The organism is Haloarcula taiwanensis (assembly GCA_002844335.1).
In the GTDB taxonomy this organism is placed as follows: Archaea; Halobacteriota; Halobacteria; order Halobacteriales; family Haloarculaceae; genus Haloarcula; species Haloarcula taiwanensis.
Genome location: CP019155.1, coordinates 375,088 through 388,068 on the forward strand (window position 1 = coordinate 375,088; position 12,981 = coordinate 388,068).

Genomic DNA, 12,981 nt, shown 5'->3' on the forward strand with positions numbered 1-12,981 from the left:
TCTAACGGTTTCGCCGGGCGCGGTCCCGACGGAGACGGCCCCCGTTGGTTCAGCCGTCTAACGGTCCCGTCCGGTCGCCGGACCCAATATATAAGTGACGGGATATGACGAGTTTTGCGCCGCTCACAAGTCACTTGTGACGGCTGTTGCCTCCCGCTTCCACTACTCCGTCGCTGAAATAACAGTGGTAACATTGTGATTTCCACAAACTGTCAGCGTGAGCTTACGTTGTGGTTCCGGCCGCCGACCACGCTGTCGCGTCAGTCGGACTGGAGCGCTTGCACGGCCTGCCGTGCGGCCGGCGGTGCTGCTCGGGCCAGCGCCGTCGCGTGCCAGTAGCCCGCGACGCTTCTGTCGAGCGCGGACGCCGAAACCTCCCCTCGGTGCTCGGACAGGTAGCGGTCCGCGCTCATGACTTCGTAGCCGGCGTCGACCAGCACCGTCCGGACCAGTTCCCGTGGGGCACTCGATTCGAGGGCCGCCGTGAGCGCGTCGCGTGCCGTCCGTCTGATGTCCCGGACCGCCGCCGCGTCCGTCGGGCGGGCGAGTTCGCCGGCCTCCCGACGCGTCTCCATGCGTTCGAGCGCCCGGAACCGGGCGAGCCGACCGGTCGCGTCGACGACGGCGCTCGCCGGCCCGATAGCCTCCGAGAGGCCGCTGGTGCCGTTCTCGGCCTCCCAGCGGAGGTCTTCGAGGACCATCCGCCCCGGCGTGCGGTCGCCGGCCGTCCCTTCTGGCGGCAGGTCCTCCCGCCGGTCCCGGACGGCCGCGAGCAACGTCTGGGCCCCAGCGGTCAGTACCGGCTCCAGCGTCCCGGAATCATCCGGGAGCGCGGCCTCGAACTGCGACCCCAGGTGGCGGGCGTCGTCGAGATACGCCTGCGCCGACTCGGCCCGCTCGCCCCATTCGGCCACCGCCAGCAGCTCCGAGTCCGCTCTGGGCCTCCCGTCCGTCTCGTTGGCCCGCTGGAGTGCGGTCTCGATGCGGGCGTGGACCAGCGCCGCGCGCACCGGGTCGGTCCCGACGTACTCGTGTGCCTGCATGGCTTCCCGGGCCGCCAACACCGTCTGGCTGTGTTCCTCCCGGAAGGGGGCGTCAGTGCGACCGCGGTCGGCGACGCTCCAGCCCGCAGCGGCGTAGCGGGCGTGTTCGCGCGCCGACCGGAGCTCTCGAAGCGCCACCAACTCCGTTCGGGCCGTCCGCGCCTCGTCGAGGCCGTCAGAGGCGGTGCTGGCGGCGTCGGTCAGATGTTGGCGAACGTGGCCGTTCGGGATCTCGTCGGGGCCAAGCGGCGTCGGCAGCGTCGCCAGGAGCGAGCGGACCCGCTCGCGCGCGGCCTCGAAGTGACTCGCCGCGACGTCGACCGGGACCGACGGGGGCACCGGTGACTCAAGCTCCTCGTTGCGGCGGACGTCGGGCAGGTCGTAGGCGTCGATAGTCGGCTCGCTCCCGGTGGTACCGAAACTGCCACAGCCGGCGATGGCGCTGGCCCCGGCCAGCGCGAGCATCCCGCGGCGAGTCATCACCGCGCGGTTTCCACTCGTCCCGGACGTATCGTCAGTCATGCTCGCTCACCACCGGACCGACGCTGCTCTGTCCAGACCCGCCGACACCTTCGCTTTCGGCACCCATCTGTGGGCCGTCACAGCCGCTGCCCCCGATAGAGGAGGAGAACGTAGTGACCTCGTCGGCGTCGAGCGCCTGCGGGATGCGGATGAACCACGCCGCGTACACCGTCTCGCCCGCCGTACAGCGTTCGTCGTAGGGACGGCTCACCCGCCCGTAGTCGGTCGAAATCCTGTCCGGCGACCACTGGACTCTACAGAGCGACAGCCGGAAACACTCCTCGATGTTCACGTTCTGGAGGTATATTGTCTCGGTCTCGAAGTCGGTCTCGGCAAGGAAACTCTCGATTGGCTCCCGGTCCACGGTTTCAGCGATGCCGAGCCGGTCGGCGTTCGCCGCGGTGTCGATAACCTCGGACTGCAACCGGTCTCTGCGTCGGCTTTCGGTCGGTCGTTCGTCGTCGAGCCAGACCGGTTTCCGGTCGGCGTCGACGCGGGCGACGACCGTGTCCGGGTCGGCTACCGAGCCGGCCCTCGGACCGGCCGCGTCGTTGCGTTCGGTCGGCGTGCGTGTCGAGCCGGTGCCGCCCTCGAACAGCCCGCTACAGCCGGCAAACAGCGTCGCCAGCCCGCAGGCGCTGTGGAGGAGGGCACGTCGGGTGAAGGGGACCATTGTGCAACTTCCCGCTTGCGCTGTCAGGTATAAAATCCTCGTGGTAGACTGACAGCGACCAGGTCGTGTTAGATAGCTGGAGCGCTGAACCGATGTCGATATTCTACACCGGACACTGTAGATATAAATACATCTTCGGAAGATTTACGCTTGGATTCGGCATTGATAATTTACAATTTGCGGGTTCTGTGGCTACTGTTTGCGTCGCGGCCCCACCCGGTGAGCCGACTGCCCGGTACCGACGGACGCGGAGACGCAACACAACGGCTAAACCGGGCCGCCGCGTTCCGGCGGTAATGGGGTCGGCGCAGTCCAAAGTCGGACGGCTAATCGAAACGTACGGTCTGGAGTCGATGGGTTCGGAGCTGGAACGGGCCTGGCTCGGCGACGGTCAGGAGCGCCAGAGCCTCCGTGATCTAGCTGACCGGTTCAACCGGGCCCTGCTCGTGGCCGCGATACGCGACGCGGGGATGGACGTGGTCGACGGTGAACCGGCGAACTTCTATCGCCTCCTGACGGCCGATGACGTCAGCGCGGGCAAGCGGGTCGAAGCCCGGAACCGGCTCGAACGGGCCGGCATCGACGTCGAACGGCTGGAAGAGGAGTTCGTCACCTACCAGGCGATTCGCTACTACCTGACGGAGGTTCGCGGGGCGAGCTACGACCCCGACCGCGAGACCGAGCAGGTAGAGCGCGAGCGTGACACCATCGACCGCCTCCGCAGCCGGGTCGAGACCATCGTCCGAGACACGGTCGACAGACTGCAGACCGCCGACAGGCTCACCGTCGGCGAGTACCGCGTGTTCGTCAGCATCGACATCCGCTGTCAGGACTGCGGGACGCGCCACAGCATCAGCGACCTCCTCGACCGCGGCGGCTGTAACTGCCGGTAGCGTCCCCGGCCGTACCCAGTCCCTCAGATGTCGGTAATCCGGGTGTACTCCTCGGAGAGCGCCTGCGCGTCCTCAGGGAGCAACGCGACGACGAGGTAGGTGGGGAACTCCGCGAAGTACTCCACGAGGGCGGCGATGCGCTCCGCGTCGATTGCCTCAAGCGAGTCCAACAGCATGAACGGGACCTCTTCGTACACGTCGTGGACGAGGTAGCCGGCGAGCGCGAACACGAGCCCGGTCACCTCGCGCTCGCTCTCGCTCAGGTGGCCGACCGTGTCCTCGTACACCGTCCCGCCGTCGGTGCTCCTGACGACGTGGAGGGTGAACGTCGACCCCGTGACGCCGTCGTCGCCGCCGACGACCGGGCCGTCGGGCGTGTCGGTCCGTTCGAGCCAGATACGTTCGATGTTCCCGTAACCGAGAATGTCGAGCAAGTCGGCCATCTTCTCGTTGAACTGGTCGGTCGCCTCGGCTTCGAGCCGGTCGATACGCGACCGGAGGTCGATCAGCTCGTCGACTACCTCTTCCCGTCGGTCGGCTAGTTCGTCGTTCCGACGGATTTCTGACTCGATGTCGGCGATCTCCTCGCTCACCTCGTCCCGCTCTGATTCGAGGCGGTCCAGTTTCAGTTCCAGTTCGTTCGCCTCCGTATGGAGATCCAGCACTTCGTCGAACTCCTCGGTCCGGAGCGTCGTCACCCGGTCCTCCAGTTCCTCGACGCGGGCCGAAAGGTTGTCGCGTCGCTCCCGGAGGTCCGCTACGTCCGACTGCCGGCGCTCGATTTCGGCATCGACCTCCGTAATTGTCTCCGTGAGTTCTCGTGCTCGCGCGCGCGTCTCCGAAATTTCGTCACGCTGGTCGGTTAGTTCGTCAAGGTTGTCTTCGACATCGTCAATCTCTGTGATCGTCTCCTGAAGGTGGTCGCGCATACTCTGGAGTGTCGACTCGATACGGGCCGGCTTCACTCGCGAGCCACAGGTCCAGCAGGTCGTCTTTGATCCCTTGTACAACTGTTCCGTGATGTCACCTACGCTCTCGGGCTTTGCGTCGATGGCATCAGTTATTTCCCGGTGTTCGCCGGATAGCAGTTCTTCGTTGAACTCGATGACGTTCTGCAGTTGGGTGGTGTACTCTGAGAGTTCACGCTCCCGTTCCCGAAGTCGTTCGATGTCTGCATCTAGGGATTCGAGTCGGTCATCTGGTGAGTCTGGGAGCCCGGACCGTTCGACTGCGAGGTTGCCTCGCTCGTTGCGTAACGCCGCAATGCTCTCCTGTTCTGACTGAATATCCTCGCGGACGCGTTTCAGTTCGGACCGAGTAGCCTGGAGTTCATCGAGAGCAGTCTCGAGTTCGTCCCTGTTTTTCTGTGTCGTCTGGAAATCGACGTCCCGCTCGTCGATGCGTCCTTCGACACGCTTGAGCTCGTCTCTCGTCTCGGCAATTTCCTCGCGTAGATCCGCCTGCTGGCGTTCTAGGTCGGGAAGCTCACGCTTGAGCGACGCGATACGATCGAGTTCCTCGTCGATCTCCTCCTTGCGCTGCTCGGCCGCACGTATCTGTCGGTGGATAGACGCCACATCGACGGGTCGCATGATAATCTCTCGGAGGTTATCACCCCGCTCGACAGCCCGCCTGGCCTCGTTGTCTTCGAGCAGGAACGCGAACAGGTCCGCAACAGTCGGGTCCGTGAGAAGACCGATGCCCGACCCGACAACCCCGTCGTCGGTTCTGGTCAGTGTTCGGGTGTACGTCTCACCTCCCAGTGAGAACTCGATGTGCCCCTGATCAGCGTCACCTTTGACGCTTGCCCACTCGCTCCCGTGAGCGGCCATCACTGCCTGCAGGAACGAGGTCCGATTCGTCGCGTTCCGGCCTTGGAGCACCGTCACCCCTGGCGGGACCTCGACTGTCGTCTCGTCGATGCCCCCTATCTTCTCGACGGTGACGGTCGCCACTTCCCCAGATACCGAGAGTGAACCCATGTTTCGGTGTGAGCGAGTTACGGGCATAAGCACTATGACGCGCGTGGCACCGACCATCCAGACATTGACCCTAATAGATGGAAGTGGCTAACAAGCATATGCCTGTTATTCAACCGAATCCTCAGACCTATTTCCGTGCAGAAACAATCGCCTATATCCATATATCGAGCAGATTCGATAAATAACACGCTCAAACGTGTATCTTTATATCACCCAATCGGCGTAGCTGTCGATGTCGTTGACCATGACAGATCAACACCGGGCTGAGAGTGCGCTTCGCGCTCACGTGACCTCCGTCAAGGAGGACCTGATGACGGGCGTATCGTTCATGATTCCCTTCGTAACTATCGGGGGGATTTTCCTCGCGGTCGCGTACGCGATAGGGGACACACAGGCAGTGTTCGGGAATACCGGCTCGGCGGGCTGGTTCCTGGCACAGATCGGCGTGGCCGGGCTGACAATTATGGTGCCCATTCTGGGCGGCTACATCGCGTACGCCATCGCGGACCGCCCCGGACTCGCCCCGGGATTCCTGCTGGCATACATCCTCCAGCAAGGGAACGTCGTCGCCGAAGCGGCGACAGTAATCGGCATCTCCGGCGGCGAAGCCGGTGCCGGCTATCTCGGCGCCATCGTCGCTGGGCTGCTGGCCGGGTACGTCGCGCGCTTCTTCAAGAATCTCGACGTTCCCGAGTTCATTCAACCAATGATGCCGGTGTTGCTCATCCCAGTCGCGACGATGGCAGTTCTGACGCCGCTGATGCTGTTCGTGCTGGGCGTTCCCGTCGCACTCGCTAACGAGGCTCTGACCTCCTTCCTGCAGTCGATGCAGGGCGGTCAGGCTATCGTCGTCGGCCTCATCCTCGGGGGGATGATGGCCTTCGATATGGGTGGCCCAGTAAACAAGGTCGCGTACGTGTTCGCCACCGGGCTCATCACCGAGGAAATCTACGCTCCGATGGCCGCAGTGATGATCGGCGGGATGATTCCGCCAATCGGCCTCGCGCTCTCGAACTTCATCGCGCCCCACAAGTACGCGGCCGAGATGTACGAGAACGGGAAAAGCGGTATCGTGCTCGGCCTCTCGTTTATCACTGAGGGCGCGATTCCGTATGCAGCCGCGGACCCGCTGCGTGTCATCCCGGCTATCGTGGCCGGTAGCGCTGTCGGCGGTGCGACATCGATGGCCCTCGGCGTCACGATGCCCGCGCCCCACGGCGGTATCTTCGTGGTCCTGCTGTCGAATCAGCCACTCGCCTTCCTGGGCAGCATCCTGCTGGGCTCGCTTGTGACAGCGGTTGTTGCTACGGTTATCAAGCCGGACTTCGAAGACCGTGTCGACACCGGGGCAGAGGCGAGCAGTACACAACCGTCGGACGACTAACTAGACTGACGACAATGACAGATGCAATCTCAGCGGACGACATCGAAGAACTGATTCCGGCGAACCACATCTCGCTGTCCGAGCCGCCGGCAGAGAAGGAAGCGTGTATCGAGTCCCTGCTTGACCTGCTGGTGGACGGCGGCAGAGTCGAGGACCGCGAGCGCGCACTTGAAGCACTGCTGGAGCGCGAATCGGAGACGACAACGGGCGTCGGCATGGGGATCGGGATTCCACACGCGAAGACTGACGCTGTGAGTCAGCCCTCGCTCGCGTTCGCTCGCTCCGAGGAGGGAATCGACTTCGGTTCCATGGACGGCGAACCCGCGACGCTCATCTTCATGATCCTTGTCCCGGAGGCCGGTGGGGAGGAGCACCTCGACATCCTCAGCTCGCTCTCGCGGGCTCTGATGCACGACGACGTCCGGGACCGGCTCCACGCGGCGGAGGACGAAGCGACCGTTCAGGACACGCTTCGGGAGGCCATCGCATGACGGTCGAACGAACTGTAACGGTTGTTCCGGAGGCGGGGTTGCATGCCCGGCCGGCGTCAGCGTTCGTCCAGGCCGTCAACGATCACGAGGCGGAGGTCTCGGCTGGGCGTCCGGATGGTGACCTTGTCCAGGCAGCGAGTATGATCGCCATCACCAGCCTCGGTGTCGGACAGGGCGACGACATCAAACTGGTCGCCGACGGCCCGGACGCAGAAGCCGTACTTGACGAGCTGGAGCGAATACTAACAACACCAGAGGGGGAACTGGACACTGACGATGGCTGACCGCACACTCCACGGGACCGGTGCCACGCCGCGCTCCGGGGTCGGGACGGTTGTCTGGTACGGCCGCGACATCTCGCTACCGGACCCTGACGACGTGAAAGTCGACCCCGAGGCAGAAGGCCGGCGATTCGCCAACGCCGTCGACACCGCTCGCGAGGAACTAGCGTCCGAGCGCGAAGCGACTGCCGAACGCGTTGGTGAAGACGAAGCCGCAGTGTTCGACGCGCATATCCAGTTCCTCGAAGACCCGACTATCGAGGAGGCCGTCGAGACGATGATCGGCGAGGGCCAGCCCGCCCCGAACGCCGTAGACGCCGCGTTCGGCGAACATATCGAGCAGTTCGAAGGGATGGACGGCCGAATGGCCGAGCGTGCGGACGACCTTCGAGACGTGCGTGACCGCCTCCTCCGTCTGTTGACGGATGGGGAACGGGTCGACCTCGGTGACTTGCCCGACGGCAGTGTCGTCCTCGCCGAACGGTTGACACCCAGCGACACGGCACAGCTCGACCCGGACCGCGTGGCCGGCTTCGCTACAGTCACGGGCGGACGGACATCGCACGCGTCGATTTTCGCCCGCTCGCTGGCCCTCCCGGCCGTTGTCGGTGTCGGGGAAGCGCTCGAAGCCATCGAAGACGGAACAGAAGTGGTGATCGACGGCGACAGCGGCGAGGTGCTGGTCGCCCCTGATGACACCGAGCGAGCGGCCGCAGCAAGCGACTCGGGTGCCGCTGTCGTCGATGCGTCCGTCGAAACCACTGACGGGCGACACGTCGAAGTGGCGGCAAATATCGGCCAGCCGGCGGAACTGAAGCCCGCAGTAGAACGAGGGGCTGACGGCGTTGGCCTCTACCGGACTGAGTTTCTCTTCCTCGACCGGGAGACGCCGCCGTCTGAAGATGAGCAGTACGAGGCCATCCGTGAGACACTCGACACGTTCCCGGATGGGCGCGTCGTCGTCCGAACGCTGGATATCGGTGGCGACAAGCAGATTCCGTATCTCGACCAGCCAGATGAGGAAAACCCATTCCTCGGTGAACGGGGAATCCGGCGCTCGCTCGGCCCGGATTCGGACCTTTTCGCCACGCAACTCCGTGCACTCCTGCGTGCTGCTGCGGACGGCGCCGGGGACCTCGCCATCATGTTCCCGATGGTCGCTACGGTTACCGAACTCGACGCTGCACTCGACGCACTGGATACAGCAGCGGCTGATATTGAAGAGTGCGACGCCGACGTCGTTGATGTCGAAGTCGGCGTCATGATCGAAACACCGAGCGCCGCATTCATGGCCGGCGAACTCGCGGCGCGAGTCGATTTCCTCTCTATCGGAACGAACGACCTCACACAGTACGTGATGGCCGCTGACCGAGAGAACGAGCGCGTCGGTGACTTACACGATCCTTCGCATCCGGGCGTCCTCCGGGCAATCCATCGGACAGTTACCGCAGCCCACGAAGAAGACGCCTGGGTCGGAATGTGTGGCGAGATGGCCGGCGATCCCGACTTAACCGAGCTTCTTGTCGGTCTCGGCCTTGACGAACTCAGCATGAGCGCTGTGACGATTCCGGAGGTCAAGACGGCCGTCAGCGACACCGAGTACAGCACCGCGAGTGAGCGTGCGGACCGCGCCCAACTCGCCGCAACGCGAAGCGAAGTCCACACCACACTAGACACATGAAACTCGTCGCAGTCACCTCCTGTCCGACTGGTATCGCACACAGTCAGATGGCAGCCGAGAATCTTGAACAGACAGCCGAAGAACAGGGTCACGATATTAAGGTAGAAGTACAGGGGGCGATGGGAGCGGAGAACGAACTCTCCGAAACGGATATCCAATCCGCCGACGCCGCCATCATCGCCTCGGACACGTCGGTCAGCCAGGACCGGTTCGGCGGTATCCCGCTAATTAAAGGCACAGTCAAAGACGCCGTTAACGACGCCGAAGGCATGATCGCTGATGCGCTTGCGGCTGCTGACAGCGACGCATCGGACACTGGGTCCGATGTAGATGGATCCGAGTCCACGAGTACCGATTCTACTCAGCAGCGCCGTCGTGGTGGTGACCGTTCGAAGAGTCTCGTGGCTCGGTTGAAACGTCTGTTCAGTTGAGCCGGAGCTATACCCCCTAACGTAGGAGACTCATCCAACCGCCATAGCGGATTTACCCACTTTCACGAACGGACCTAATCTGAGAGTTGAGACCACGTTCTCAAACGCCGGAGTACGCATCAGTTGCAATGTCCAACCCAGTCCTTCTCGAGGGGCCGGTGGTTTTGGCTCGCTGGTGGTTATTCCTCACCTTCACCAGCGGAGTCACATCTATCCCTACCGCCGTTTCTTGGGGCAAGAAGATAACCCAGAACTGTTGTTCCTGACTCCGGACCGACCCGAAACTCCACGGTCTGTCGCTCCCGAGCGACGCCAAATTCGGGGAAGTATTCGGTTGTCGTAGTGCGAACGTCGTTTGTACCCAGTGGGTGAACGCTCAGCAAGGGCGGCTCATCGTCGGCCACTGCCCGGTGGGATGCTCGTACTGTCCCGGACTCGTCGATTGTGATAGCAATATCCGGGTGGAAATGGAGACGGGAGATGCACGGCTCGGTCTCAGTATCAGGCCCGCGGAGTGTATCGCGGACAAGCCACCAGTCATCTGCCGCTACAATTTTCCTGGTGTGTTGATACGACGCTGGCGAATGTGGGTTCGTCACGTAGTGGCCATCGAAAACCGCCGGGTCTGTCCCTTCGTACTGTACCGTCGGTTCCGTCCGCGCCCCCATCAGATACTTTCCACCGATCTCTATCGGCTCGGTGTTGCCAACCTGTACCGTATTGTGGCCAGCGACACCTCTGACGTACTGTCTGCGGTCGTCGCTGGCATAATCATATACACCGGTATCTGTAAGCACACGCTGTCCACCGACCCAGAGCAAGATACTCAGCAGGTCGTTGTGAGAGTGACCGGGTAAATGCGAAGGCCCGACCGGGCCGCCGTCAACTAACAGACGCCCATGGTCTGTATTGAGCCAGTAGTACCCTGTTTCTCCACTCGCTGGATTGCATGCCGGGGCGGGACGGTCACTCGACTCGAATCCGGCGGCAGCAGCGTACCTCAAACAGTCGGCAAGCGGAAGCGCCTGACCGAACACGGCGTCGTTGCAGAGCGGAAGCCGTTCGTCTGGGGGACAGAGGAACCGCAGATACGCTACGGCCTGCGTCGTCATCGCTGTCAGCCAGTTGGGGAGTGAGCGATCACTGGCTGCCAGCACGGCGCACGCTGTCACGAACCGCGTTGTCACGATTGCATGATACATCGGCGACCGTTCATAATGGCCACCGTCAGAAAGAAACTGCTTAGCCCCCATACGACCGAGTATAGAGAGCCCCTCCGAAACCCAGGACGTATCAGAATCCGGGAAAGTGAGCCCGCTCATGAGCAGTGCGAGCCCGTTCTCGACGAGGTGATTCCCGCCGACATCACCTTCGATATGGTTTTCGAGGAAGAGCGAATTCCGATATATTTCTCTGGCAAGGGCCTCGATGAGTTTTTCTGGAACGTCTTTCCGGGTGCCTCCAGTCCGCCACGCGAGGTATCGTGTGAGTGTTTGAATGCGGAGCGACACTGCCCACGGCGTCCACACGTCTCGAAGGTACCCCGGTTGGCCGATCTCAATACTATCGGTCCAGTCCCGCACCCACTGGTCGAACACATCGACAACCCTATCGGGGGCCGACTGTGGGTCTGTGAACCCCAGCGTCGCCCATCGAAGCGGTTCGAACGCGTATAGTTTCAGCGGCCAGAGCAGCGGATAGTCGTCGAACCGGTCGTCAAACCAGTTGAGTTGGTCTGGCGACCGTAGCTGTATGGTCCTGTTGAGGAACGTCAGATTACCATCGGCCGCCCGACGGCTCTGTTGCTGGAACATCTCGACGGTCGTCTCTGAAAGTTCTGCCCGAAGCAGGCGAAGATCCGTTTTGACCGGAGTGATTGCCACCGAGAGGGCCTGAGGAATCGCCGCGTCGTAGTGTGCGTCGAAGTCCAGCGGGAGTCGTGTAAGTACGGAGTTACGAGTCGTTCGCTCAACCATCCCGAGTACCTGAGCAGGCTCCAACTGTGTGAGCGTGTGTCCGTACAATCTGACCGCTTTGGGAAGCGTCTGCAGGGACTCAGTCATGCTCAGGTTCTGGGGCCGTGTACGATTCCAGTTGTTCGCCTGTTGTCAATGTCCGAAACACCTCGCCGAGTCGACCCGCGATGGCCTGCCGATCGTATGATTCGGAGACGACTCTGTGTCCGTCTCGACCCATCGCCACTCGCTTGTCGGGGTTTTCGAGAAGACTGTCAATTGCTGCCCCAATGCTCTCGGGAGTGGGTTCTGTGTGAATCCCTGCCTCTGTATCCGTTGCGAACCGCTTTATTTCCCCTCTTCCGGTGACGACAACGGGTAGCGAGCACGCCATGTACTCGTAGAGCTTCGTGGGTATTGCGTAGTCCAGTTCCGGACTGTCTTTTATTGGAGCCAATCCGATAGTTGCAGTATCAAGGATCTCCGGGATTCGCTCACGGTCCACCAGCCCGACAAACTCTACGCGGTCTTCAAGCCCAAGTCGGTCTGTCACATCTTTGAGCCGAGACACCTCGTCACCGTCGCCGACTAACTGAAGCACTGCATCGTCGCTTGAAATGTGTTGCATTGCCCGGATACACGGTTCGAGTGCCTGTGCACTCCCGATATTACCGGTGTAAACGATTCGCGAGCCGCCGTTTTCAGGGGACGATACGGAGGAAAACCGGGTGATGTCAACACCGTTCGGGACGACTTGAACCCGGTCCCTGAGTTCGCTACCGTACGTGTCAGCGACTGCTTCTCCAAGCGTCTCAGTCGTTACTGTAATGCAGTCGGCGGAGTGCAGCGCGAGGCGCTGGAACGCGCGGCCGGCTGTTACTAGGGGACTATCTGCTGAAATGTATCCAAGGGCGATTGAGTTCTCAATCCACAGGTCGCGGACATCGATTACCCAGGGAGTTCCAGTGGCAGCAGCCACGAGTCCGGGGAACCCAGTGGAGATCGGTGGCGTAGATGTCATGACAACGTCGTACTGCCGGAAATTCAAGACTAGCCAGAGAGCCGCATGCAGTGCGAATATCAGGTAGTAGGGAAGTCGACGAAGCAGAGAGGGGTTCTCCCTCTGTGGCTGCCACGTCCACAGGCGGTGGACGACCACACCCTTATCGCGGTCTGTCTGTTTGCGCTTCCAAGTCCGTTCGAAGTTTCCCGGTGGGTAACAGAGGCACGGTGCCAGAACGGTCACGTCAAAGTCGTCACCGAGATTGACGGCTGTGTCGTGGATTCTGGATGCATTGCCGCCCTTTTCAGGGGGATACCGCTGAGAGACGATGACACAGTCAGTCGTCATCGTCGTGAAATGTGTACATCGCTCGGCCCACTCTCAGATGTTCCGCCCTCGATTTTGACGACGGTCCAGTGCCCGATCGCCTATCGCTACTCATCAACATCGAATCGTTGCACTGTACCCATGACGGGAGTATTAGTATACGTTTGATACTCTTGTGGTGCTCCGAACCTGAATCCGTTATGTACACTATTGAATCGGTATATATTGACTTATTAGGGATTCTCGATCTTGAATAAAGTGTGCTGATAGATCAAAATATGGTCAAAGTACCAATCTGTATTATAATAAACTATC

At 61.7% G+C, this 12,981-nt stretch carries 10 protein-coding genes and 1 pseudogene; 6 read left to right on the top strand and 5 right to left on the bottom strand.

All coding sequences use genetic code 11. The annotated features are described in order from the left end of the window. Positions 1–260: 260 nt before the first annotated feature. On the bottom strand, positions 261–1,421 hold the full coding sequence (locus BVU17_16820; GenBank protein AUG49372.1) for a hypothetical protein: 1,161 nt from the start codon (positions 1,419–1,421) through the stop codon (positions 261–263). Positions 1,422–1,561: 140 nt separating this feature from the next. Continuing rightward, positions 1,562–2,184 (bottom strand): annotated as a pseudogene (locus BVU17_16825) (hypothetical protein). Between the two features lie 350 nt (positions 2,185–2,534). Between BVU17_16825 and BVU17_16830 the strand changes: the two are divergent. Continuing rightward, positions 2,535–3,131 carry a hypothetical protein gene (locus BVU17_16830; protein ID AUG49238.1) on the top strand — a complete coding sequence of 199 codons (597 nt, stop codon included), beginning with the start codon at positions 2,535–2,537 and terminating at the stop codon, positions 3,129–3,131. Positions 3,132–3,154: 23 nt separating this feature from the next. On the opposite strand, the gene BVU17_16835 is transcribed toward BVU17_16830, so the two are convergent. Continuing rightward, a complete protein-coding gene (locus tag BVU17_16835; protein ID AUG49239.1) occupies positions 3,155–5,113 on the bottom strand; it encodes a chromosome segregation protein SMC in 1,959 nt (652 codons plus the stop codon). 232 nt (positions 5,114–5,345) lie between these two features. On the opposite strand from BVU17_16835, the gene BVU17_16840 reads away from it, so the two are divergent. The 5 genes from BVU17_16840 to BVU17_16860 are packed head-to-tail and all read left to right on the top strand — an operon-like array spanning position 5,346 to position 9,381. Next, positions 5,346–6,497 (top strand): sugar phosphotransferase, encoded by a 1,152-nt coding sequence (locus tag BVU17_16840; protein ID AUG49240.1) that lies wholly within the window; start codon positions 5,346–5,348, stop codon positions 6,495–6,497. Between the two features lie 14 nt (positions 6,498–6,511). Continuing rightward, positions 6,512–6,988, top strand: coding sequence for a PTS fructose transporter subunit IIA (locus BVU17_16845; protein ID AUG49241.1), 477 nt, complete (start codon positions 6,512–6,514; stop codon positions 6,986–6,988). After that, complete coding sequence (locus BVU17_16850; GenBank protein AUG49242.1) at positions 6,985–7,272, top strand: phosphocarrier protein HPr; 288 nt, start codon at positions 6,985–6,987, stop codon at positions 7,270–7,272. The genes BVU17_16845 and BVU17_16850 overlap by 4 nt, the downstream gene beginning before the upstream one ends. Then, on the top strand, positions 7,265–8,950 hold the full coding sequence (locus BVU17_16855) for a phosphoenolpyruvate--protein phosphotransferase (GenBank protein ID AUG49243.1): 1,686 nt from the start codon (positions 7,265–7,267) through the stop codon (positions 8,948–8,950). Before BVU17_16850 ends, BVU17_16855 begins: the two co-directional genes overlap by 8 nt. Continuing rightward, complete coding sequence (locus tag BVU17_16860) at positions 8,947–9,381, top strand: PTS sugar transporter subunit IIC (protein ID AUG49244.1); 435 nt, start codon at positions 8,947–8,949, stop codon at positions 9,379–9,381. The genes BVU17_16855 and BVU17_16860 overlap by 4 nt, the downstream gene beginning before the upstream one ends. A gap of 179 nt (positions 9,382–9,560) precedes the next feature. Here BVU17_16860 and BVU17_16865 read toward each other — a convergent pair whose 3' ends face one another. Both BVU17_16865 and BVU17_16870 read right to left on the bottom strand, forming a co-directional pair. Beyond that, complete coding sequence (locus BVU17_16865; protein AUG49245.1) at positions 9,561–11,444, bottom strand: hypothetical protein; 1,884 nt, start codon at positions 11,442–11,444, stop codon at positions 9,561–9,563. Further along, positions 11,437–12,687 carry a glycosyltransferase WbuB gene (locus BVU17_16870; GenBank protein ID AUG49246.1) on the bottom strand — a complete coding sequence of 417 codons (1,251 nt, stop codon included), beginning with the start codon at positions 12,685–12,687 and terminating at the stop codon, positions 11,437–11,439. Before BVU17_16870 ends, BVU17_16865 begins: the two co-directional genes overlap by 8 nt. Between the last annotated feature and the right edge of the window lie 294 nt (positions 12,688–12,981).